Source organism: Pseudomonas sp. FW300-N1A1, assembly GCF_058789115.1.
On the sequence record NZ_JBYTBK010000034.1, the window covers coordinates 1 to 23,241 of the forward strand.

The 23,241-nt window shown below is 60.9% G+C and carries 23 protein-coding genes and 1 pseudogene; 10 read left to right on the forward strand and 14 right to left on the reverse strand.

The window, feature by feature from the left end; translation table 11 throughout:
* Positions 1 to 152 precede the first annotated feature (152 nt).
* The 10 genes and pseudogenes from fapF to AC3WQN_RS20005 all read right to left on the reverse strand — a co-directional run.
* Complete coding sequence (gene fapF / locus AC3WQN_RS19960; protein ID WP_103399666.1) at positions 153 to 1,433, reverse strand: fibril amyloid transporter FapF; 1,281 nt, start codon at positions 1,431 to 1,433, stop codon at positions 153 to 155.
* Positions 1,434 to 1,479: 46 nt separating this feature from the next.
* On the reverse strand, positions 1,480 to 2,226 hold the full coding sequence (fapE, locus tag AC3WQN_RS19965) for a fibril amyloid subunit FapE (protein ID WP_103399665.1): 747 nt from the start codon (positions 2,224 to 2,226) through the stop codon (positions 1,480 to 1,482).
* 32 nt (positions 2,227 to 2,258) lie between these two features.
* Positions 2,259 to 2,939, reverse strand: coding sequence for a fibril amyloid maturation endopeptidase FapD (gene fapD, locus AC3WQN_RS19970; RefSeq protein WP_103399664.1), 681 nt, complete (start codon positions 2,937 to 2,939; stop codon positions 2,259 to 2,261).
* A gap of 62 nt (positions 2,940 to 3,001) precedes the next feature.
* Entirely contained in the window at positions 3,002 to 4,411 is a 1,410-nt protein-coding gene (gene fapC, locus AC3WQN_RS19975; protein WP_103399663.1) for an amyloid-like fimbrin subunit FapC, read from the reverse strand.
* A 52-nt stretch (positions 4,412 to 4,463) separates the two neighbouring features.
* On the reverse strand, positions 4,464 to 5,036 hold the full coding sequence (gene fapB / locus AC3WQN_RS19980) for a fibril amyloid subunit FapB (protein WP_103399662.1): 573 nt from the start codon (positions 5,034 to 5,036) through the stop codon (positions 4,464 to 4,466).
* Between the two features lies 1 nt (position 5,037).
* A complete protein-coding gene (gene fapA / locus AC3WQN_RS19985; RefSeq protein WP_103399661.1) occupies positions 5,038 to 5,475 on the reverse strand; it encodes a functional amyloid chaperone FapA in 438 nt (145 codons plus the stop codon).
* 332 nt (positions 5,476 to 5,807) lie between these two features.
* Positions 5,808 to 6,332, reverse strand: coding sequence for an AAA family ATPase (locus AC3WQN_RS19990; protein WP_103399660.1), 525 nt, complete (start codon positions 6,330 to 6,332; stop codon positions 5,808 to 5,810).
* The gene (gene pnuC / locus AC3WQN_RS19995; RefSeq protein ID WP_103399659.1) at positions 6,329 to 6,892 is read right to left on the reverse strand and encodes a nicotinamide riboside transporter PnuC; all 564 of its coding nucleotides are present in this window, start codon (positions 6,890 to 6,892) and stop codon (positions 6,329 to 6,331) included. The genes AC3WQN_RS19990 and pnuC overlap by 4 nt, the downstream gene beginning before the upstream one ends.
* A gap of 117 nt (positions 6,893 to 7,009) precedes the next feature.
* Positions 7,010 to 7,744, reverse strand: coding sequence for a methyl-accepting chemotaxis protein (locus tag AC3WQN_RS20000; RefSeq protein WP_371918492.1), 735 nt, complete (start codon positions 7,742 to 7,744; stop codon positions 7,010 to 7,012).
* 120 nt (positions 7,745 to 7,864) lie between these two features.
* Positions 7,865 to 8,644: pseudogene (locus AC3WQN_RS20005) on the reverse strand (cache domain-containing protein); the annotation flags it as partial.
* 297 nt (positions 8,645 to 8,941) lie between these two features.
* On the opposite strand from AC3WQN_RS20005, the gene AC3WQN_RS20010 reads away from it, so the two are divergent.
* Both AC3WQN_RS20010 and AC3WQN_RS20015 read left to right on the forward strand, forming a co-directional pair.
* Positions 8,942 to 9,772, forward strand: a complete 831-nt coding sequence (locus AC3WQN_RS20010; RefSeq protein WP_103399657.1) for an undecaprenyl-diphosphate phosphatase — start codon at positions 8,942 to 8,944, stop codon at positions 9,770 to 9,772.
* Complete coding sequence (locus AC3WQN_RS20015) at positions 9,769 to 10,173, forward strand: DUF1294 domain-containing protein (protein ID WP_256587247.1); 405 nt, start codon at positions 9,769 to 9,771, stop codon at positions 10,171 to 10,173. The genes AC3WQN_RS20010 and AC3WQN_RS20015 overlap by 4 nt, the downstream gene beginning before the upstream one ends.
* Here the strand turns inward: AC3WQN_RS20015 and AC3WQN_RS20020 are convergent.
* Together AC3WQN_RS20020 and AC3WQN_RS20025 are read right to left on the reverse strand one after the other, a co-directional pair.
* Positions 10,170 to 10,529, reverse strand: coding sequence for an MmcQ/YjbR family DNA-binding protein (locus AC3WQN_RS20020; protein WP_103399655.1), 360 nt, complete (start codon positions 10,527 to 10,529; stop codon positions 10,170 to 10,172). The two genes, AC3WQN_RS20015 and AC3WQN_RS20020, sit on opposite strands and share 4 nt — an antisense overlap.
* Positions 10,526 to 11,434, reverse strand: a complete 909-nt coding sequence (locus AC3WQN_RS20025) for a LysR substrate-binding domain-containing protein (RefSeq protein ID WP_103399654.1) — start codon at positions 11,432 to 11,434, stop codon at positions 10,526 to 10,528. Before AC3WQN_RS20025 ends, AC3WQN_RS20020 begins: the two co-directional genes overlap by 4 nt.
* A gap of 128 nt (positions 11,435 to 11,562) precedes the next feature.
* On the opposite strand from AC3WQN_RS20025, the gene AC3WQN_RS20030 reads away from it, so the two are divergent.
* The 8 genes from AC3WQN_RS20030 (at position 11,563) to AC3WQN_RS20065 (ending at position 20,438) form a co-directional block, all read left to right on the forward strand.
* Positions 11,563 to 12,174 (forward strand): FMN-dependent NADH-azoreductase, encoded by a 612-nt coding sequence (locus AC3WQN_RS20030; protein ID WP_103399653.1) that lies wholly within the window; start codon positions 11,563 to 11,565, stop codon positions 12,172 to 12,174.
* A gap of 252 nt (positions 12,175 to 12,426) precedes the next feature.
* Positions 12,427 to 13,464, forward strand: a complete 1,038-nt coding sequence (locus AC3WQN_RS20035; protein WP_103399652.1) for an alpha/beta hydrolase family protein — start codon at positions 12,427 to 12,429, stop codon at positions 13,462 to 13,464.
* A gap of 211 nt (positions 13,465 to 13,675) precedes the next feature.
* Complete coding sequence (locus AC3WQN_RS20040; protein ID WP_103399651.1) at positions 13,676 to 14,692, forward strand: AraC family transcriptional regulator; 1,017 nt, start codon at positions 13,676 to 13,678, stop codon at positions 14,690 to 14,692.
* Positions 14,693 to 14,864: 172 nt separating this feature from the next.
* Positions 14,865 to 16,529 carry an AMP-binding protein gene (locus AC3WQN_RS20045; protein ID WP_103399650.1) on the forward strand — a complete coding sequence of 555 codons (1,665 nt, stop codon included), beginning with the start codon at positions 14,865 to 14,867 and terminating at the stop codon, positions 16,527 to 16,529.
* Between the two features lie 16 nt (positions 16,530 to 16,545).
* Positions 16,546 to 17,307: an SDR family NAD(P)-dependent oxidoreductase gene (locus tag AC3WQN_RS20050; RefSeq protein ID WP_103399649.1), complete on the forward strand. Its 762-nt coding sequence runs from the start codon at positions 16,546 to 16,548 to the stop codon at positions 17,305 to 17,307.
* Positions 17,308 to 17,319: 12 nt separating this feature from the next.
* Entirely contained in the window at positions 17,320 to 18,513 is a 1,194-nt protein-coding gene (locus AC3WQN_RS20055) for an acetyl-CoA C-acyltransferase (protein WP_103399648.1), read from the forward strand.
* Positions 18,514 to 18,522: 9 nt separating this feature from the next.
* The gene (locus tag AC3WQN_RS20060; protein WP_103399647.1) at positions 18,523 to 19,650 is read left to right on the forward strand and encodes an acyl-CoA dehydrogenase; all 1,128 of its coding nucleotides are present in this window, start codon (positions 18,523 to 18,525) and stop codon (positions 19,648 to 19,650) included.
* 14 nt (positions 19,651 to 19,664) lie between these two features.
* On the forward strand, positions 19,665 to 20,438 hold the full coding sequence (locus AC3WQN_RS20065; protein WP_103399646.1) for an enoyl-CoA hydratase: 774 nt from the start codon (positions 19,665 to 19,667) through the stop codon (positions 20,436 to 20,438).
* Between the two features lie 233 nt (positions 20,439 to 20,671).
* Here the strand turns inward: AC3WQN_RS20065 and AC3WQN_RS20070 are convergent, their stop codons facing one another.
* Positions 20,672 to 21,823, reverse strand: coding sequence for an acyl-CoA dehydrogenase family protein (locus AC3WQN_RS20070; RefSeq protein WP_095144310.1), 1,152 nt, complete (start codon positions 21,821 to 21,823; stop codon positions 20,672 to 20,674).
* A 3-nt stretch (positions 21,824 to 21,826) separates the two neighbouring features.
* Positions 21,827 to 22,933, reverse strand: coding sequence for an enoyl-CoA hydratase/isomerase family protein (locus tag AC3WQN_RS20075; RefSeq protein ID WP_103399645.1), 1,107 nt, complete (start codon positions 22,931 to 22,933; stop codon positions 21,827 to 21,829).
* Positions 22,934 to 23,241: the final 308 nt, after the last annotated feature.

The window sequence follows — 23,241 nt, forward strand, 5'->3', positions numbered from 1 at the left end:
AGTTCGTTCTGAAAGGCCGCAGTCGCTTTGTTGGGGGCGCTTCACGCCCCAGCGCGAGCAAGCTCGCTCGCCACGGGGGCTGTTACTCGCTTTAAGCGCTTCCTAACTGAACGGCATTGCGCTGAAAAAGCGGGCTTCTTGTGGGTGCCGGATTAGAAGTAGTACGGGAATTTCAGGCTGAAGGAAAAGTCTGGCGAGTCCTCGGTCAGGCCGATGGCCAGGTTGGGCACGATCGTCAGGTTATCGGTTGCTGCCAGGGTCATGCCGATGTTGAAGTTGGCCGAGTTGTAATCACTGTTGGAAATCGATTGCCAATCACCACCGTCCGGCTTGATCTTGCTCTTGCTGGCGAACTGATCGGTGAACGAGAACGACATACTCATCTTCTCGTTCAAGGCAAATGCAATGCCGGCGCCGACCTGCCAGGAATCGCCCAGCTTCACGTCCCCGGGCACCTTGGAGTTGACCTGAGGGCTGATGTCGCTGAAAGACTCTTCCATGTTGTAGGTGTAGGCCAGGCTGCCGAACAGCACGGCCGGGTCGAAGGTCTTGACCAGCGAGATGCCCGGGGTGATCGACCAGACACCATTGCCGGTCGGCAAGTCCTCGGGGACCGAGAGGTTATCGTTGTTCGGGTCATTGACCAGCTTGATGCCGTAAGGGTCATCACCGGTCGGTGCCTTGACGCGCAGGGTAAGGACCGCGTCGGGCAGACTGGCCGACTCATCCAGAAACTTGTAGGCAACGCCAACGTTCACATCGCCGATGGTCGGGTCGCGGGTAACGGTTGCGTCCGACGTCACCGGGCCGGCGCCACCGGCGCCACCGGAGGAATACGTTGATTCGCGATAAACCACGGGGACGTTAATGTCGAACTGCCAGCGTTGTGCCAGGTTGTAGCGGGCGGTCAGGTCCAGTGTCCAGTTGTCGGCCTTGATGCGGTCGAGGTTGATGTTGCCGAGAAAAATCGAGTCCAGTGCCAGGAAGCCGTTGAGCACCAGTGCACGGGTATCGTAGTGCGTGTAAGTCAGGCCGGTTTCGACACTGAACTTGCCGCCGCCGAAAAAGCCGCTGGCTTCGTCATACAGGTTGGAAACGCTTTGCGCTGGCTCCGAATCATCCTTGAGCGATTGGCCGTATGAACTGCCTGTGGTTCCCGGCGCGCCAGCGGCCACCGTCTGGCCACCCTGGGTCGTTTCGGCGGGGGATTTGGTCAGGCGTTTGGGAGCCGGTGTCGCAGGGGCTTCTTCGACTTGCCGAACGCGTTGCTCGAGTACCATCAGCGCGTTCTGCTGTGCTTCGTAACGCTGTTTCAACTCCATGAGTTCTTGTTTTAGTGCTTCGACCTGGGGGTCCGGTGCTGCGTATAGCAGTGGGGCCGGGGCCAGGCTACTCAAACAAACGATAGCTCTGAACATCAACGATCGGTGCATGGGTTAGCCGTCCCTTTTGACTCCATCGGGTGAGACTTAGCGTAGATCAGAATCCGAGAGTGCGAAGACCTTTGAGCTGGTCGAGGTTGCCGTTCAGCGACCCGTCTGTCGTCACGTTGTCACGCAGCACGACATTGAGGGATGTGAGGTTGCGGACCTGGTTGCCACCGCCGAGCAACGTCGTGTTCTGCATCAGCCCACCCTGGGCCAGGCGTTGTACGGTACTGCCCTGGTTGTTGTTGGCCACGATGTTGAGTTGCACACCCGTACCGGTCGAGGAAACGCTCAGCGAGCCCGCGCCATTGGCGCTGGCCAACGTCGAGCCTGCGGCCAATGCCTGGCCCTGTTGTTGCGTTGCTGGCGCTTGGCTAGCCCTTGTGACGTTGATGTCAACGTTGTTGTAGGCAGTGTTATTGTCGCCGGCAGCACGCACGACTTGCGTGACGCCTTCGGTGCTGTTGAGGCCGCTGCCGCCAATGACGGTACCGGTGCCGGTGCCTTGTAAACGCGATGAGCCATTACCTTTTTCGTCGATCATCGACACATAGAACTGTGGCGTGATGGTCGACTGTTGAATTTGCATCGAGGAAGTTGCCCCGATCACCTCACCGCTGGCATTTTGCCAAGCGCTGGTCATGACAATGCCGAAGCTGATGATTCGTCCCGGCATGACATAACGGCCTCGCAGGGTCGCCAATTCCTGATCGTTCAGTTCAATGGGTTTGAACGTCTGTGCCTGGGTCGGCAGGCTGGCGGCCAGGCAAACCACGGCTAGCCAGATTGGAGTCTTCATTGGATGCTCCCGGAGCGTCGTGCTCCTTGTCATTAGAAGAAATCGCTTTGAATGAATCCGAAATCCATCAACTCTGCCTCTTGCACCGGGGTGAAGGTGTTGATGCGGTTCCTGGCGGTCAGTGGCATGGGTGGGTCGAGCAACGCATTGGTCTTGTCGTAGCCCTGGCCGATGACGGCAAAGATGATGCCGTTCCAGCCTTTGACAAAGTCGTCGACTTTGTAACGTTTATGACCGAGTACCGGATCTCCGATATATACCCAGCCCTTATGGACCCTTTGCATGACCACAAAATGTTTGTAGCCACGGATATCCAGGAGTACTACCACCGGAATTCTGATTTCGTTCAACGTTTGCGGCGCTACCCGGTAGCCACGGGCCCGCATGCCGATACTTTCCACGTAGCGTTTCATGTCGAGCATGGAGAAGCCCTGGACGCGGACGAGATCTTGATCGGAGTGTGCCAGCATGCCTTCGATGATCTGTTCTTCATTCACGTCCAGCCAATAGGCCTGGCGCAATATGGTCGCCAGCGCAGCCGCGCCGCAACTGAAGTCGGTTTTCTGTTGCACCAGGTCGGAAAATTTACGCTCACGTATGCTCTGGATCGGCTTATACACCACCGCGCCGCCCGGCAAGACGGAAAGCGGCATTTGTGCAGCCTCGATCACACTGGCCACGCAAAGCAAAAATACCAAGGCGATAATGCGCATGGTGGGACGCCTTCTGGTTGTGTTGAAGAAGGCCCCCAAAAGGGGGCCTCCAGGGACAGCCATTAGAACGAGTTGTTGGAAATGGCCAGCGAGTTGCTTTGTTGGTTACCCACACCAGCAGCCACGTTGACGCCCAGGTTGCCACTGCCACCATTCACCGAACCGCTCAGGGTTGCAGTGTTGGTCACAGGGTTTGCCCAGCCAGTTGGAGTCAGCACTTGGAAGGAATAAGTGTTGCTCAAATCGTAAGCGCTGCTCTCACTGTAACTTTTCGATTTATCGTATGAAGAATCGGACGATTTACTGCCTGATTTTTCGAACGAGGAGTCAAACGATTTTTCGAACGAGGAGGCAGACGATTTATCGTACGAGGAGTCAAGCGATTTTTCGAACGAGGAGGCAGACGATTTATCGTACGAGGAGTCAAACGACTTATCGAACGACTTATCGACCGATACATCGAGCGATGCACTCAGCGAGGCCTCGACAGAATTACTGCGGCTGCCCTCGTGACGGCCATGATCCCAAGAAACGGTCTTGGAAGCATCCAGAGCCGCTTCCAGAGAAGCGCTCAAAGAAGCACTCTTGGAACCGCTGGCATCAAAGCTCTTGGACCCGCTGGCCTCAGAGCTCTTGGAACCGCTGGCATCAAAGCTCTTGGACCAGCTGGCCTCAGAGCTCTTGGAACCGCTCACATCAAAGCTCTTGGCGCCGCTCGCAGCCCAGTTCGAAGAGGCGCTCTTATCAACGCTCAAATCGGACTCCTTACTGTAAGAGGAACTACCGCTGGCCGTTTTGGTAACCGTCAGCGTATCTACGCGGTAGGTCCGGTCGGCATTGTTATTCACGGTCAGGCCAGGGCCGTTTTGATCGGCGGAGGCGGTGGCTGTTGCGTTACCGAGTGGGGCATTGGTATTGGCAATTGCCATGGTGTTTTTCTGTTGGTTAAGGTCGCCGCCAGCAATGTTGATACCCATATTGCCGCTGCCGCTATTGCCCGATCCGCCCATCACGGCAGAGTTTGTGCTGCCGTAGTTGTCGACCCTGTTATTGTTGCTGTACTGCCTGACATCAGCGGTGGCAGTGGCAGTGCCGAACACGAAGCTGTTATCGAGACTGGAGTCGGAGGCAGCGTTTGCGATGGCGGCCGCGTTGTCTTGTTGGTTGCCGGCGCCTGCCGCCACGTTGACGCCGACGTTGCCGCTGGTGCCTGTGGCAGAGCTGCTCATTTCGGCTTCGTTTTCAGTCCCTTCGTTGAGGATGCGGTTGCCGCTACTGCGTTGCCGATCGTTTGCATCTGCAGTCGCGTAGACAGGGATCTTGGTTGGAGGAGGAGTGGTGTGGTGGCCGCCGTTATGATGGCCATTATGGTGACCATTGCCACGCGGTTCGTTTTGCCCAGCTTGTACAGCAACAGCCATGACCGCAGCAATTGCGAAAACCAGAGGCTTTAGTGCCATCGAGGGTTTCATGGTGATTCTCCGTACTTTATTTTAGGTTAAGTGTTGTTCCTACCTGTTTGGGTCAATCCCTGACCCGTACGCTCAGAGTGTTGGCCGTTCGGTTTCCCACCCCGGCGCTCTGATTCAACTGGATCACCCCACGGCTACCGGTGAAGGCCTGATCGCTGGTAGCGACCTGGCGATAGCCTGGTGCAGAGTCAGTTGGATCGGAGTTGGTGATCAGCGCCACGTTCTGTTGCATGAGGACGCTGTCGTCGATACTTTGCGGCTGTGTACTGATGCTTATCCGCAGGGCATTGGCTTGCTGGTTGCTGGCGCCCGTGCTCTGGTTGACGCCCAGTACGCCGTTGCCGTGGCTGAAGGAGTCGCCTTGAATGCTGGATCGAGCATCGATCCTGGGATCGACCTGCGTACGCAGCCGTTGGCGAATCTGTGTGGTAGCACTGGCGTTGTTGCCAATGGCGATGGCCCGGGCGTTGGCCTGTTGCTGTTGATCGCCCGCAGCCTGGTTGACCGAGAGATTGCCCTGGTACTGCATGCCCGAACCGTCGATGTCGGCGTTATTGATGACGGGAGGTTGGGCAAAGGTCGATGCACTGCAAAACATGGCGATAATCAGCAGCATACGATTCATCTCAACGGTCTCCCGTTAAGACTTTCAGAGCGCCCAGGCCTTGCTGGACGTTTGAATTGACCATGTTGGCAATACCGTTGCCCGAGTTTCCCGAACGTCCAGCGGGGAGGTTGGAAAGCTGGGGCTGGTTGCTGATATTGCCGCCCAGGTTGTTGGTGCCTTGATGGACCAGGCGGGAGATGCCTGCACCACTGGCGACGCTGGCAAAGTCGCCGTCGCTCAACTCGTTCGTTTGCCTGAGGATCTGTTTGGACGGGTTGGCATTGGCGGTCGTGGGGTCAGGGTCGGGAATCATCGGCGGACGCGTTGCGTTGCGCGGTTGGACATCACGGGTGATAACAATGATGCCGTTGTCGGCCTGTACAGGCAGGCTGACACTTGAGCCTAGTGCGCATCCGATCAGCAGGAGGCTGTAGATGCTTTTACCAAATATCCCCACGGCGGCAATTCCTTCTGTAAGTGGAACGCTGGCCCTTATCAGCGTTGCGGGGAAGAGAGCAGAAGGTGTGCCGGTTTTTGTTTTTCTTTTAAAAACAGTTGGTTGGCTGTAGTTGTCGAGGGGGTCAAAAAAATCTGTAACGCCACTGAGACAGGGCCACGCAAAAAAAGCGCTGTCCATACTGGCGGCATTGCTCGTCAAGGGCGCTGAAGGCAGGTTGTATCAGTGGCGTGACATGTTCTTGCTGGCGTGTTTTGGCCGCTTTAGCTCGCGGGTTTGCGCAAGGGTGGGTGTTTCAGGAATGGACATGTGCGGCAGGGCGGGGAACCCTGTCAGGCCTTGAGCAAACGCGTCACGGCCTCGAATGCCGCGTCCTTGCGCTGCTTCCAATCACCTTGCAGTACTTGGCAAGGCTGGCAGTGCAGGTCAAGCCATTGGCGGCTGGCCTGGAAAAACGCCTGGCGCTCTGCCAGTTGCGGTTGGCAACGCTGCCCGTCGTCATGCCAGGCCACCGTTTCAGGGCTCAGCAGTAAATGCAGGTCGTAGTGCCGTGCCAGCAAGGCTTGCTCGATCCACGTCGGGCACGCACCAAACAACGTGCGACTCCAAAGGATATTGCTCAACAGGTGCGTGTCGAGAATCAACAGTGACGGTTGTTTGGCGCGAGCTTCATCCTCCCAAGTCAGCTGGCCATGTGCTATGGATGTAATATCATCGTAGCAGGTTTCGCGGGCTTCACATTCGATGAAATGCCGAACGTACTCACCGACCAGGATGCCGCCAAAATGGGCGTGAATTTCGCCCGAAAGCCAGCTTTTGCCGCTGGATTCCGGCCCTGCCAGCACCAACACCTTCATGGGCACAGCAGCGGATCGCTGCGCCATGTGCGCCAACCTTGAATGGCCAGCAGGGTGAACAGGGCGTAGAGGGCGGCAGTCAGGTACAGCCCCTTGTACAGGAACAGCCCGACAAAGATCACATCCACGGCAATCCACAGCGGCCAGCATTGCAGGCGTTTTTGCGCCATCCACAACTGGGCCACCAGGCTGAAGCCGGTCAAGGCGGCATCCAGCCAGGGCTGGGCGGCGTCGGTCCAATGGGCCATCGCGGCACCCAGCAGCAAACTACCGGCCGCGCCTATGGCCAGGTCGCGTGCCAGGGTGGCGTTGCCCAGCCGGGTGACCTGCCGACCATGGTGCGTGTCGCCACCCCGGGTCCACTGCCACCAGCCATACAGCTGCAAGCCGGCATAGATCACCTGCAGCAGCATGTCCGAGTAGAGTTTGACTTCGAAAAAGATCCAGCTGTAGAGCAGCACCATAACCAGGCCGATCGGCCAGCACCAGGGGTTCTGTTTGACCGTCAGCCAGACGGCAATCACGCCGAGCGCGGCGGCAAACAGTTCAAGCCCGGACATGGCGGTTCCTTGGGGGAAGTCGTAAAGGGCGCTGATTGTACAGCAGCAGGGAAATGTGGCGAGGGGGGGCTTGCCCCCGCTGGACTGCAAAGCAGTCCCCCTCGCCACAAAGGTTGCTTACACCCGGAACTGCCTGAGCAGGCCGTTCAACTGTTCGCTGAGCGCTTTCAAGTGCACGCTCGCGACACTCGACTGCTCAGCGGCCAACGCGGTGCCGTGGGACAATCCGGCGGCCTGGGTGACGTTCTGGTTGATGTCCTCGACCACATGGGCCTGTTGCAGGGTCGCACTGGCGATAGAGGCGTTCAGGCCGTTGAGGTTGCGCAGCGCCTGGCCAATGGCGTTCAGGCTTTGCCCGGCCAGGCCCGCCTGTTCGATGGTTAGCTGGGAGGCTCGGCTGCTGTCACCGATCACCTTGACCGCAGCGTCCGAGTGATTCTGCAAGCGCTCGATCATCGTTTGAATTTCTGCCGTGGATTTTTGCGTGCGTTGCGCCAGCAAGCGCACTTCATCCGCGACCACGGCAAACCCTCGACCTTGCTCTCCGGCGCGGGCGGCTTCAATGGCGGCATTGAGTGCCAGCAGGTTGGTCTGTTCGGCAATCGAGCGGATCACTTCCAGCACGCTGCCGATCTGCGTGCTCTCTGTGGCCAGGGTGCGAATCACGTCGACCGCTTGATCGATGGTCCCCGACAACTGATCGATCTGCTGCAGGCTGCCATCGATGTTGATCTGGCCCTGTTGGGCCTGGGCTTGGGCGTCACGCATTTCGCTGGCCGCGTGTTCGGCATTCCTGGCCACGTCTTGCACGCCGTAGGTCACTTCATTGACCGCCGTCGCCACCAGCTCCATTTGCTGTGACTGTTGCTGACTGCGGGCCTGGGCTTGCGCGGCATTGTCGCCCAGGTCGCTGGAAGCCTGGCCCAGGGCGCTGGCAGAGGTTTGCAACTGGCTGATCACCTGGCGCAACTTGGCGGTGAAGGCGTTGAAGTGCCGTGCCAGCTCCGTGACTTCATCCCGGCCGTGGGTATCGAGGCTGCGGGTCAGGTCGCTTTCGCCGCTGGCAATGTTGGCCATGGCATCCACTGTTTCGCGCAGTGGGCGAACGATGCTGCGGGAAATCAGCATGACCAGCAGGGCCATCAACACCGCGATGCTCAGGCCCACCAGCGATGCTTCCCAGACCTGGCTACGGAACTCGACCTGCATGTCGTCGATGTAGACGCCGGAGCCAATCACCCAGCCCCAGGGTTCGAACAGTTTGACGTAGGAAGTTTTTTGCACCGGGGTGCTGGCGCCGGGCTTGGGCCAGCGGTAGTCGACCATGCCGGCGCCCTTGGCCCTGGCGATGGCCACCATCTCGTTGAACAGCGCGAAACCGTCCGGGTCCTTGACCGCGGAGAGGTTCTGGCCGTCAAGCTTCGGGTTGGTCGGGTGCATGACCATGACCGGGGTCAGGTCATTGATCCAGAAGTAGTCGCTCTGGTCGTAGCGCAAGCCGCGTACCACGCTCAGTGCCTGCTTCTGTGCGGCGTCGCGGGTGAGGGTGCCGGCTTTCTCCAGTTCATGGTAGTAGCCGAGGATTCCGCTGGCAGCCTGGACCACATGCTGGGTCTTCTGGGCCTTGGCTTGATAAAGGTCATCGTGAATCTGCTTGAGCATCAGCACCCCCAGGGTCAGCAGCATCAGTACCGCCACCACCAGGATGAGCCATAAACGCCGGCTGATCGACATACCGCGCAAGCTATTCATACCGTGTCACTCCAGGTTCTTGTTGTTGTTCTTGTCATCACTCACCGAACGCATTCAGGCATGCATTGGCACGGGCGCCAATGCGACTGAAGTCCAATAACGGCGCAGCGCTAATCGGGCATGTCTGATAGGATTTCGGCCTCGCGCGGGGAAACCTGAATCCAGGTTGATTTTTCACCGGATTTCTACGGGGCGGGCTCTATCCCGTGGGCCTCGCGCTTGCGCAATGCTGAGCACAGCGAATACCTGAAAACTATTGACGGGGCATGCCTTGAGGCATCGCTTCATGGGGGATTGATGGATCTTTGGACCGCCGCACAGGCCTTGATTCTTGGGGTTATCGAAGGACTGACCGAGTTTTTGCCCATTTCCAGTACCGGGCACCAGATCATTGTCGCGGATGTGCTCAACTTCGGTGGTGAACGTGCCAAGGCGTTCAATATCATTATCCAGCTCGGTGCGATCCTCGCGGTGGTCTGGGAGTTTCGCGGCAAGATCCTCGAAGTAGTGACAGGCTTGCCCACCCAGCGCACGGCGCAGCGGTTTACCGTCAACCTGCTGATCGCCTTCCTGCCCGCCGTGGTGCTGGGCGTGATCTTCGCGGACCTGATCCACCACTACCTGTTCAACCCGATCACGGTCGCGACCGCACTGGTGGTGGGCGGGATCGTCATGTTGTGGGCCGAGCGCCGTGAACATACCGTGCATGCAGAGTCCGTCGATGACATGACCTGGAAGGACGCACTGAAGGTTGGCTGTGCCCAGTGCCTGGCGATGATTCCGGGGACTTCGCGCTCTGGCTCGACCATCATCGGCGGCCTGCTGTTCGGCCTGTCGCGCAAGACCGCCACCGAGTTTTCGTTTTTCCTCGCCATGCCGACCATGGTCGGTGCCGCGGTGTACTCCGGCTACAAGTACCGTGATCTGTTCCAGGCCGCCGACCTGCCGGTGTTTGCAATCGGCTTTGTCACCGCGTTTATCTTCGCCATGATTGCGGTCAAGGGCTTGCTCAAGTTCATTGCCAGCCACAGCTACGCCGCCTTTGCCTGGTACCGGATCGCGTTCGGCCTGGTGATCCTGGCCACCTGGCAGTTCGGCGTGGTCGACTGGGCAGCGGTCAAGCCGTGATCGAGACACGCAATGGGCGCGCGATCCAGTACCCGCGTCTCAAGGCGCTGGTCTTCCTCGCGCTGTGCGCACTGCCGGTCGTGGGGTCGAGCTTGCTCTGGCTGCGCGGGGTCTCGCTGATACCGCTGGCGGCCTACGGTATCGTCAGCCTGTTGGCGTTCTTCCTGTACTGGAGCGACAAGCGCAAGGCGCGAGCCGATAGCTGGCGCACCCCGGAGAATGTCCTGCACGCCGTCGAACTGGCTGGCGGCTGGCCAGGTGCGTTGCTTGCCCAGCAAGTGTTTCGGCACAAGACGCGCAAAGTGTCGTTCCAGGTGCTGTTCTGGATCATCGTGTTGTTGCACCAGGTGTTCTGGATCGACCAGATGTTTCTCGGCGCCGGGCTGTTCAGGTTGCTCTAGAGCAAGAGTCCGACCTGGACGCGCTTGGGCAACTTGCTCACCACCAGTTGGTGGGACCTGCGCAGCAACGCTTGCAGTTCAAGGGCACCCAGCGGGTAGGGCGTGTGCATGATGATCCATTGGGCTCGCGCCAGATACGGCGCCGGCCCGATCCCCGGGCGGTCGACGTGGCCCAGGAACAGGTCCTTGTCGACCTTGAACGCCAGGGACTCGCCGCGCAGGTTCTGCAGCGCGAACATCTTGTTGCCGGCCACCGAAAACACCCGCACACCGCCCCATTTGTAATCTTCCCGTGCCCCGGGCAGGGCCAGGCAGAAACCCGCGACTTCGTCTTCCGTCATGGTCTTGGCCGTCATAACAAGCGGTCCCCGCAGCGGTTGAAAGATTCGCTCAAATGGTCGATCCAGGCGCGCACCGCCGGTAGCACGCCGCGCCGATGAGGGTAGACCGCCTGCAGCCAGCCGCCAGGCAATGACCACTGGGGCAGCAGTTGCACCAGCGAGCCGCTTGCCAGTTCCTGCTCGCAGAACAGCATCGGCAGTATGGTGAAGCCAAGGCCGGAGAGCGTGCAGGCCTTGCGCACGACAAAATCATCGATGCCCAGGCGCGCCTCCAGGCTCAAGTCGCAGCTTTGTCCCTGCTCATCGAGCATGCGCAAATGCACCAGGCGATCGGCTTCCAGCGCCCCCAGCACCGGGACGTTTTTCAGGTCGTCCGGGGTGGTGATCTGGCGCTCGCGCAGGAACTGTGGACTGGCGACCATGACGGTTTGTGCCTGGCGCAGGCGTCGGGTGACCAGAAACGGGTCTTCATCCCCCTGTTCGCGGACGCGCAAGGCCACGTCGATGCCTTCGGTCACCAGGTCCACGCGCCGGTTGAGCAGTTGCATGTCCAGTTGCACCTGAGGGAAGCGCTCCAGGAACGAGCTGATGACCGACGGCAGAAACTCATGGGCCAGTCCCACCGGGCAGGACACGCGCAACCGTCCCCGTGGTTCGCTGGACATGCTGGCCACGGCTTCATCGGCCATCTCGGCTTCCAGCAGCATTGCCTGGCAATGGCGCAAGTAACGCTCGCCCACCGAGGTCAGCTTGAGCTGGCGGGTGGTGCGCTGCAGCAGGCGGGCTCCCAGGCGCTCTTCCAGTTCAGCGATGCGTCGTGACAAGCGCGACTTGGGAATGCCCAGCAAGCGACCGGCGGCAGCGAAACCGCCGGCTTCAACCACTTTGGCGAAATAGTAGAGGTCATTGAGGTCTTGCATGGCGAGGCTCGATTGTCCTATGGGTGGGACGAACTATCGCATTATTACCGACTAATCAGCTATTGGTTTCACCTGTAGGATTGTCCTCAATTGATCGCCCGGTGGCGATCCTCACTTGGAGATCCCACATGAAACTTCTGCATATCGATTCGAGCATCCTGGGTGACAACTCGGCTTCCCGTCAGCTGAGCAAGGGCGTTATCCAGGCCTGGACCGCTGCCGAGCCTGACGCCGTGGTCACTTACCGCGACTTGGCCGGCGATGCCATCAGCCACTTTTCCGCCGCGACCCTGGTTGCCGCCGGCACCACGGCCGAACTGCGTGACGCCGCGCAACAGCATGAAGCCGACCTGAGCGCTTCGACCCTGGCCGAGTTCCTGGCGGCAGATGCCGTGGTCATCGCCGCGCCGATGTACAACTTCACCATCCCAACCCAGCTCAAGGCCTGGTTCGACCGTATCGCCGTGGCCGGCCAGACCTTCCGCTACACCGAAGCCGGTCCTGAAGGCCTGTGCGGCAACAAGAAAGTCGTGGTGGTGTCCACCTCTGGCGGCCTGCATGCCGGCCAGGCGACGGGCGTAGGTCATGAAGACTACCTGAAAGTGATGCTGGGCTTCATGGGCATCACCGACGTCGAATTCGTCCGCGCCCACGGCCTGTCCTATGGTGAGGAGGTTCGTGCCAAAGCCATGAACGACGCCCAGGCCCACATCAGCGATCAATTGTTCGTCGCTGCATAAGGCAGGTTCAACGGCTCGCCCAGCCTTGGGCAAATGCCACTGGACCCCGGGCCTTGATCGTCGTAAAACGATCAAGGCCCGGGGTCTTTTTGCTTCTCTCATTTGCATCTGACAACCGAGGTGTTGGCCCGAGTTATGCTGGTCCGCAGTAGCAGCTCGGTTGCACGATGGTCTCAATACCGGCCAGGGCCCTGAATCCAGGCAAGTGGCGCCAATCGGCTCATCCAGTCAGGTCAAACGGTGGGGCATCCCATGTCGCGTCTTTGTGCAGTGTTACTGTTGTGCCTGCTCGGCAGCCTGAATCCGGTGCAGGCGGTGCCTGCGCCGCACCCGCACTGGAGTGTCGGCTATCACCGCCTGACTTTTCCCGACCCCCTGGATCTACAGCCTATGGACGCCATTGCGTTCTATCCATCGACCGGTATCGAGCATTCCAGTCGGGTCGAGGGCTATCGCATCGACGCCAGCGAAGATGCCAGGGTTGCCATCGGCCGTTTCCCGATGCTGATGCTGTCCCCGGGCAACACCGGGACACCGCTGGCCTTGCATGACCTCGCCACCTCGTTGGCGCGCAAAGGGTTCGTAGTGGTGGCCGTGACTCATCCCGGTGACAATTCCAGGGATCACAGCCGGCTCGGGACCTTGAGCAATCTGTACGGCCGTCCGATCCAGATTTCCGCAGCCATCACCGCCACCCTGGGCGACCCCCTGTTGGCGCCGTTCGTCCATGCCGATCAGGTCGGGGTGATCGGTTACTCCGCCGGTGGCGAGACCGCGTTGATTCTTTCGGGAGCCACCCCGGACCTGGAGCGGCTGCGTCGCTACTGCCGGGAGCGCCCGGATGACCGGGACGCCTGCAACACCCGGGGCGAACTGATCGCCGACCGAGACGACCTGCAACCGGAGGCCGATCCACGGGTTCACGCCTTGATGCTGATGGCGCCCCTGAGCTTGAAGTTCAGTCGCCAGACCCTGGCGGGTGTGCACATCCCGGTGCTGCTCTACAGCGGTGATGGGGACACCCTGGTGGCGCTGGACAAGAACGCTGCCGCACTAGCACGCAAGCTGCCCGTCGCTCCGGATTTCAGGTTACTGACGGGGGCCGGGCACTTCGTGTTCATGGCGCCCTGCAGCGAGGAGCAGGTTGCGGCGATGCCGGCGTTGTGTACCGACGCCGATGGCGTGGACCGCGAGGACATTCACCGCAACCTGATCGCTGAAGCCGGACGTTTTTTTACCCAGGCGCTGGGTAAGCCAGACAGGGCAGGGCTGCAGACGGCGGATCAGTAAGCCAAACCTGAACCGAGCAACGTGACTGTCGTAGATGGCGCCGGCCACAGAGTTTCGATGCTTATGCCGAGCGGCCTCAGGCGGGCGTAGAAAAAAGCAGGCTAATGGTCAATCTCGCACTGCCAAGGCGTTACTGCTGATCTTTTGGTCTAAGGTGCGCCGTGCCTGCGCTAAGATGGCGACCAAACAAAAACAGGGTTCACCACGTTCAATGTCGGAAAAAGACACCATCTCCATTCATCTGGTGCGCGAGGCACTGCTGCAAAGTTGCGCACCGGGTGCCGCCAGCCTTGAGGTGCTGCTCAAGGTCGGAATAGAGCCACGGTTACTGGAGGTGGCCAATGCGCGGGTACCGGCCACGGCCTATGCACGGCTGTGGCGTCTGCTGGCGCGGCGCAGGGACGACGAGTTCTTTGGTATGGACCCGCGGCAGCTGAAGTCCGGCAGCCTGGCGTTCCTGTGTCGATGCGCGATGGCCCAGCCAACCCTGGCCACCGGCCTGGAGTCCGGGCTGGGCTTTCTGTCGTTGATGCTCGAACACCTGCCGGCCCAACTGGTCCACCAGCAGAGCCTGGCGGAGATCGTCCTGCTCGAGGATGACCTGCCACCGCGCCGCGCCTTCACCTATTTCACCTACTGGATGATTGTTCACGGCGTGGCCTGCTGGTTGGCCGGACGACGGATTCCGATTCTGGCGATCGAACTGCGTTGCGCCGAGCCGGACTTCTGCGATGACTACAAGGTGATGTTTTCCGAAAACCTGCGCTTTGATCGGCCACGGACCCGGATGATCTTTTCCGCCGACTGCCTCGAGTTACCGATCAAGCGCAGCGCGGACGAGCTCAAGCGTTTTCTGGCCCAGGCGCCAGCCAACATCCTGGTCAAGTACCGCGACCCGCAGAGCCTGGCCAGCCGTATCAAGCACGACCTGCGGCAGTTGCCGGCCCAGCACTGGCCGGAAACCGACAGCCTGGCGCAACGGCTGTGCATGTCGGCCTCGACCTTGCGCCGCCGCCTGGCCGAAGAAGGGCAGACCTACCAGGGCCTGAAGGACAGCGTGCGCAAGGAGCTGGCGATCGTCTGGCTGGCGGAGCCCAGCATCAGCTTCGCCGAAATCGCCACGCGCCTGGGGTTTGCCGATACCAGTTCGTTCTACAAGGCGTTCCGCAAATGGTCGGGGTCAAACCCTGGGCATTACCGCAGCCTGATTCTCAACGAAGCTGACTGAGCCGGGCCTTTCGCCGGCACGCGCTTGCACCCCTCGCACCGCGTTAGGCTTGGCCAAACCAGTCAAGCAACTTGAAAGCTTTGACCATTGTTCCCCATCGTCCGCAGAGCGAGTATTTCCTGGATTTAAACGGTTCCCCCCAACCTAATAAAAATACAGAGGGATTCTGGCAATGCGCGATTACCTGTCTGCAACCACACAGTTCAATTATCAGCACACCGTCGATGCGGCGCTCCATGGCTCACTGACGGCGCTCAACGCCTGCGTTGAATGCTGCGACCGGCATGCGTTGCCCGGGCGCATTGCCTTGTTCTGGGAAGGCCGTGACGCCAGTTCCGCGACCTATACCTTCAGCGATCTGCAGGACAAGGCCGCGCGCTTTGCCAATTTCCTGCAGGCACAGGGCGTGAAAAAGGGTGACAAGGTCGCCGGCCTGCTGCCGCGCAACGTCGAGTTGCTGATTGCGGTGCTCGCCACCTGGCGTATCGGTGCGGTCTATCAGCCGCTGTTCACCGCCTTCGGCCCCAAGGCCATCGAACACCGGCTCGGCAGCTCCGGCGCCAGGATCGTGGTGACCGACGCGGTCAATCGTCCGAAGCTCGATGAAGTCCCGGGCTGTCCGACCATCGTCACCATCGGTGGCCCGAAAGGCCAGGGCATCGTCCGTGGCGATTTCAGTTTCTGGGCCGAGCTGGCCAATTACTCCAATCAGTGCGAACCGGTGATGCTGACCGGCGAAGACCCGTTCCTGCTGATGTTTACCTCGGGCACCACTGGCCCGTCCAAAGCCCTGTACGTGCCCCTCAAGGCCATGGTCGCGTTCCAGAGCTACACCCGTGACGCGGTCGACCTGCGCCCCGAGGATGCGTTCTGGAACGTTGCCGACCCGGGCTGGGCTTATGGCATCTACTTTGGTGTGACCGGGCCGTTGTCCATGGGGCATCCGATTACCTTCTACGATGGTCCGTTCACCCTCGAAAGCACCTGCCGGGTGATCAACAAGTACGGCATCACCAACCTCACCGGATCGCCGACCGCTTACCGCTTGCTGATTGCCGGCGGCGATGAGTTCGCCCGTTCGATCAAGGGCCAGCTGCGTATCGTCAGCAGCGCCGGCGAGCCGTTGAACCCGGAAGTGATCCGCTGGTTCGCCGACAACCTCGACGTGGTGATCCATGACCACTATGGCCAGACCGAACTGGGCATGGTGCTGTGCAACCACCATGGCCTCGAGCACCCGGTACACGTTGGCGCCGCCGGTTTTGCCTCGCCGGGTCACCGGATCGTGGTGCTGGACGACGCTTACAGCGAATTGTCGGTCGGCCAACCGGGGATTCTGGCCATCGACCGCAGCCAGTCACCGATGTGCTGGTTCGCCGGTTACGAAGGGGCGCCCACCAAAGCCTTCGTTGGCAACTATTATCTGAGTGGCGATACCGTCGAACTCAACCCGGACGGCAGCATCAGCTTTGTCGGCCGTAGCGATGACGTGATCACCACGTCGGGTTATCGGGTAGGCCCGTTCGATGTGGAAAGCGCGTTGATCGAACACCCGGCGGTGATCGAGGCGGCCGTGGTCGGCAAACCCGATCCGGAGCGCACTGAGCTGGTGAAGGCGTTCGTGGTACTGAGCACGCAATACCGCGCCTCTCCCGAGCTTGCCGAGGAGCTGCGCCAGCATGTGCGCAAGCGCCTGGCCGCGCACTCGTACCCGCGTGAAGTGGAATTTGTCAGTGAGTTGCCGAAAACCCCAAGCGGCAAGTTACAGCGCTTTATCTTGCGCAACCAGGAAATCGCCAAGGCTCAAGAGGCTGCGGCTCACAAGGCTTCGGCTTGAATTCAAGGAAACAACGATGCAAATCGCAAACAAGGTTTTTCTCGTCAGTGGCGGCGCTTCCGGACTGGGGGCGGCCACCGCTGAAATGCTGGTCGGTGCCGGCGCCAAAGTGATGCTGGTGGACATGAACGCAGAAGCGCTCGCCGCCCAGGCCAAACGCCTGGGCGCCGAGAGCGTGGTGGCTGATATCACTCAGGAAGCGGCGGCGGAAGCGGCGGTCAAGGCCACTGTCGCGACCTTTGGCGGCTTGCACGGGCTGGTCAACTGCGCCGGCGTGGTCCGTGGCGAGAAAATCCTCGGCAAAAACGGCCCCCACGCACTGGCCAGTTTCAGCCAGGTGATCAACGTCAACCTGATTGGCAGTTTCAACCTGTTGCGCCTGGCAGCCGCAGCCATTGCCGAGACCGAGGCCAATGCCGACGGCGAGCGCGGCGTGATCATCAACACCGCTTCGGCCGCCGCCTACGATGGCCAGATCGGCCAGGCGGCGTACGCGGCCTCCAAAGGTGCGATTGTCAGCCTGACCTTGCCCGCTGCCCGTGAACTGGCGCGCTTTGGTATCCGCGTGATGACCATCGCCCCGGGCATCTTCGAAACCCCGATGATGGCCGGCATGACCCAGGAAGTGCGCGATTCGCTGGCCGCCGGCGTGCCATTCCCGCCACGCCTGGGCAAACCGGACGAGTACGCCGCGCTGGTCAGGCATATCATAGAGAACAGCATGCTCAACGGTGAGGTGATCCGTCTCGACGGCGCCTTGCGCATGGCGGCCAAATAAGGAGTCATGATCATGACCACGAACAACGATCCGATTGTCATTGTCAGCGCCGTCCGCACCCCCATGGGCGGTTTTCAAGGTGAACTCAAAAGCCTGAGCGCACCGCAACTGGGCGCCGCTGCCATTCGCGCCGCGGTCGAGCGCGCGGGCGTGGCCAGCGACGCGGTGGAAGAAGTGCTGTTCGGCTGCGTATTGTCCGCAGGCTTAGGCCAGGCCCCGGCGCGACAAGCCGCCCTGGGTGCGGGCCTGAACAAGGCGACCCGCTGCACCACCCTGAACAAGATGTGCGGTTCGGGCATGGAAGCCACGATGCTGGCCCACGACATGCTGCTGGCCGGCAGTGCCGAGGTGGTGGTCGCCGGCGGCATGGAAAGCATGTCCAACGCACCGTACCTGCTGGACCGGGCCCGGGCCGGCCTGCGCATGGGCCACGGCAAGGTCCTGGACCACATGTTCCTCGACGGCCTGGAAGATGCCTACGACAAGGGGCGCCTGATGGGCACCTTCGCCGAGGACTGTGCCGAGACCAACGGCTTTACCCGTGAGGCACAGGACGCCTTTGCCATTGCCTCGACCACCCGCGCCCAGCAGGCGATCAAGGACGGCAGCTTCAACGCCGAGATCGTGCCCCTGCAGGTCATGGTCGGCAAAGAGCCGAAAACCATCAGCGATGACGAGCAGCCGCCCAAAGCCAGGCTGGACAAGATCGCCAGCCTGAAACCGGCGTTCCGCGAAGGCGGTACGGTCACGGCAGCCAACTCCAGTTCGATTTCCGATGGCGCGGCGGCCTTGCTGTTGATGCGTCGCAGCGAAGCCGAGAAACGTGGCTTGAAGCCACTGGCGGTGATTCATGGTCACGCCGCGTTTGCCGACACCCCGGGCTTGTTCCCGGTCGCTCCAGTGGGCGCGATCAAGAAGCTGATGAAAAAGACCGGCTGGTCGCTGGATGAGGTCGACCTGTTCGAAGTCAACGAAGCCTTCGCCGTGGTCAGCCTGGTCACCATGACCATGCTGGAGATCCCCCACGACAAGGTCAACATTCACGGCGGCGCCTGCGCCCTGGGCCACCCGATTGGCGCCTCGGGTGCGCGCATCCTGGTGACCTTGCTCTCGGCCCTGCGCCAGAAAGGCCTGAAACGCGGCGTTGCAGCCATCTGCATCGGCGGCGGTGAAGCCACGGCCATGGCCGTTGAATGCCTGTACTAAGGAATCCCCATGCTCCCGAATGACGAACAACTACAGATCAGCGAAGCGGCACGGCAGTTTGCCCAGGAGCGGCTCAAGCCGTTTGCCGCCGAGTGGGATCGCGAGCATCGCTTCCCTAAAGAAGCCATCGGCGAGATGGCACAACTGGGCTTCTTCGGCATGCTGGTGCCGGAGCAATGGGGCGGCTGCGACACCGGGTACCTGGCCTATGCCATGGCCCTGGAAGAAATCGCCGCCGGCGATGGCGCCTGCTCGACCATCATGAGCGTGCACAACTCGGTCGGCTGTGTGCCGATCCTCAAGTTCGGCAACGATCAACAGAAAGAGCAATTCCTCAAGCCGCTGGCCAGTGGGGCCATGCTCGGCGCGTTCGCCTTGACCGAGCCCCAGGCCGGTTCCGACGCCAGCAGCCTGAAAACCCGTGCGCGCCTGGACGGCGATCACTACGTGCTCACCGGCTGCAAACAGTTCATCACGTCGGGGCAGAACGCCGGGGTGGTGATTGTGTTTGCCGTGACCGACCCGGCTGCTGGCAAGCGCGGGATCAGTGCCTTTATCGTGCCCACCGACTCACCGGGCTACAAGGTCGCGCGGATCGAGGACAAACTCGGCCAGCATGCCTCCGACACCTGCCAGATCCTGTTCGAGGACGTGAAGGTGCCGGTAGCCAACCGTCTGGGCGAGGAGGGCGAAGGCTACAGGATTGCCCTGGCCAACCTGGAAGGCGGGCGTGTCGGCATTGCCTCGCAGTCCGTAGGCATGGCCCGCGCTGCCTTCGAAGCGGCCCGCGACTATGCCCGCGAGCGAGAAAGTTTCGGCAAGGCCCTCATCGAGCATCAGGCCGTGGCCTTTCGCCTGGCCGACATGGCCACGCAAATCGCCGTCGCCCGGCAAATGGTGCATTACGCCGCCGCCCTGCGTGACAGTGGCAAGCCGGCCCTGGTGGAAGCTTCGATGGCCAAGCTGTTTGCTTCGGAAATGGCCGAGAAGGTCTGCTCGATGGCATTGCAAACCCTGGGTGGCTACGGTTATCTGAACGACTTCCCGCTGGAGCGAATCTACCGAGACGTGCGGGTCTGCCAGATTTATGAAGGCACCAGTGATATTCAGCGCATGGTCATTTCGCGCAATCTTTGAAAAGGAATGTTGGCATGAGTTACGAAACGATTTTGTTGGACGTCCAGGGCCGGGTCGGCCTGATCACGCTCAATCGTCCCCAGGCACTGAACGCACTGAATGCGCAGATTGTCAGCGAAGTGAACCACGCGCTGGACGGTCTGGAAGCCAATCCGGACATCGGCTGTATCGTACTGACCGGCTCGAAAAAAGCCTTTGCCGCCGGTGCTGACATCAAGGAAATGGCGGAGCTGACCTACCCGCAGATCTACCTCGATGACCTGTTCAGCGACAGTGATCGGGTGGCTAACCGCCGCAAGCCGATCATTGCCGCGGTCAACGGTTTTGCATTGGGGGGCGGCTGTGAACTGGCGCTGATGTGCGACTTCATCCTGGCCGGTGACAACGCCAGGTTCGGTCAGCCGGAAATCAACCTGGGCGTGTTGCCAGGCATGGGCGGCACCCAGCGCCTGACCCGCGCGGTGGGCAAGGCCAAGGCCATGGAAATGTGCCTGAGCGGCCGCTTGATCGATGCGGTGGAGGCCGAGCGTTGCGGCATCGTGGCGCGCATCGTGCCGGCCGATGAGCTGTTGGACGAGGCGATGAAGGTAGCCGCGGTGATTGCCAGCAAGTCGCTGCCGATTGCGATGATGACCAAGGAATGCGTCAACCGCGCCTTTGAAGTCAACCTGTCCGAAGGTGTTCGCTTCGAACGCCGGGTGTTCCATGCAGCGTTCGCCACCCAGGATCAGAAGGAAGGGATGGCCGCGTTCATTGCCAAGCGCGCGCCTGAGTTCGTCGGCAAGTAATTGTGTGGCGAGGGGGCTTGCCCTAATGCCGATCAGTTAAGCCAAAGACCAGCCGAACATAGAACCTGTGGCGAGGGAGCTTGCTCCCGCGCCACAGGTTTCGTGTTCGGCTTTATTTCTCTTGACTGACCGGCATTAGGGCTTGCCCCCGATGGGCCGCATAGCGGCCCTGAACCTGTATTTGCATGCTGTCAGGCAGACCAAATTTCATCCTCGCCACAGGTGCCTATGCTTCAGATCTGATAATTCTTCAATTCCCGCGCAATCACCATCCGCTGTATCTCGCTCGACCCCTCGTAAATCTGCGTGATCCGCGCATCGCGGTAGTAACGCTCCACCGGATAATCTTCCAGGTAGCCGTAGCCGCCGTGAATCTGAATGGCAGACGAGCAGACCTTCTCGGCCATCTCGGACGCGAACAGCTTGGCCTGGGAGGCTTCGGACAGGCACGGCTTACCGGCGCTGCGCAGGCGCGCGGCGTGCAGGATCAGCAAGCGGGCGGCGTTCAGGCGGGTGTGCATGTCGGCCAGCAGGTTGGCGATGCTCTGGTGCTCGATGATCGGCTTGTCGAACTGCACCCGGTCACGGGAATAGGCCAGTGCTGCTTCGAAGGCTGCACGGGCAATGCCCAGCGCTTGCGCGGCGATCCCGATGCGACCACCTTCGAGGTTGGACAGGGCAATCGCCAGGCCCTTGCCGCGTTCGCCCAGCAGGTTCGCTTCGGGAATCACGCAGTTATTGAGGGTAACGGCACAGGTATCGGAGGCGCGAATGCCCATCTTGTGTTCGCTACGGTCGACAATGAACCCTGGGTTGTCGGTGGGCACCAGGAAGGCTGACAGACCTTTCTTGCCCAGGTCCGGGTCGGTGACGGCGAAGACGATGGCCAGTTTCGCGCGCTTGCCGTTGCTGACGAACTGTTTGGCGCCATTGATCACCCATTGACCGTCACGCAGTTCGGCACGGGTGCGCAGGTTATGCGCCTCGGAGCCGGCCTGGGGCTCGGTCAGGCAGAAGCAACCAATGGCCTGGCCGCTGGCCAGGTCTGCCAGCCAAGTCTGTTTCTGTTCCTCGGTACCGTAATTGAGTACCGGCCCGCAGCCCACCGAGTTATGGATGCTCATCAAGGCGCCGGTGGCGCCGTCACCGGCGGAAATTTCTTCCACCGCCAGGGCGTAGGCCACGTAGTCGACGTAGGTGCCACCCCATTCTTCGGGCACCACCATGCCGAGCAACCCCAGCTCGCCCATTTTCGCCACCAGCGCATCGTCGATCCAGCCGGCCTTTTCCCAAGCCTGGGCATGGGGGGCGATTTCGCCACGGGCAAAGTCCCGGGCCATGTCGCGGATCATCACTTGTTCTTCGGTCAATTCGATATCGTGCATGACTCAGCTCCCGCTCTGATCAAATCCGCTGAAGAAGCTCGCCACCCGCTCGGCGTCCAGCGCCTGTACGGTCGGAGGGTTCCAGCGTGGGTTCTTGTCTTTGTCGATCAGCAGGGCGCGCACACCTTCGATCAGGTCGCCACGCTCGAACCACTGACGATCCAGGTGCAGCTCCAGGGCAAAGCACTGTTCCAGGCTCAGCTGTCGGCCGCGGCGCAGCATTTCCAGGGTCACGCCCATGGCCAGCGGTGAGCGGGTTTCCAGCAAGTCGGCGGTGGTCAACGCCCAGGCGTGGCTGTCGGCAACCGTGACGGTACGCAGTTGCTCGACGATGCCCGGCACGTCCGCCAGGGCGAAGAAGTGATCGATGGCCGGGCGCAGGGTTTGCAGCGGCGCGTCGGGCAGGTGCTGCACGCCGAGCCTGGCCAGCAGGCCTTGCAGGTCCTTGAGCGGGGTGTCGTGCCATACCAGGCTGTCCAGGCGCTGGTCCAGCTCGGCCAGACGCGCACTTTCCAGGTACCAGTCGGCCAACCCGCAGTACAACGCATCGGCGGCGCGAATCTGCACGCCGCTGACACCCAGATAGATCCCCAGTTCGCCTGGGATGCGGGGCAGGAAGTAGCTGCCACCCACGTCCGGGAAATAGCCGATGGCCACTTCCGGCATCGCCAGGCGGCTACGTTCGGTGACCACCCGCAAGTCGGCGCCCTGCACCAGTCCCATGCCGCCGCCGAGGACGAAACCGTCCATCAGCGCGAGCACGGGTTTACGGTAATGGTGGATCGCCAGGTCCAGGGCATATTCTTCGACGAAGAACGTTTCATGCAGGGTGTCGCCGCTGGTGTAGCTGTCGTACAGCGAGCGGATATCGCCACCGGCACAGAAGGCTTTCTCGCCAGCCCCGCGCAGTACCACGGCATGCACTTGCGGATCCCGGGCCCAGGCGTCCAGCTGGCGATGCAGGCTGCGCACCATGTCCAGGGTAATGGCATTGAGGCCGGCGGGGCGATTGAGGGTCAGGTGGCCAATGTGGTTGCGCACCTGGGCCAGCACGTCGTTCTGTGTGGCATCCATGGGCTGGCCGGTCGGGGATGAAACCTGAGCAGTCATCACTAACTCCCTGCTTTTATTGTTCTTTATAGAGGTGCTCGCGCGCGAGCGATGGCGGATCGTAACAGTGCAAATTTGCCAAGTACAACCCGGATAACTGCAGGTCGCCTGTGCATTTTTGCATGTCAGGATCCGCCCCTGGTGCAGTGGGTCATTGAGCGACCACCTCCGTGCTGCCCGACACGGAACAGTGCGCGACAAGGCACCGTCGATGCGCCTTTCGCCCGTGTCGAAAAGGCTTGCCGTCGCGCCTGGCCGCTGACGACAGAATCGGCTGTCGAATGCGCTCGTTCAGCGCAGTTGCGCTG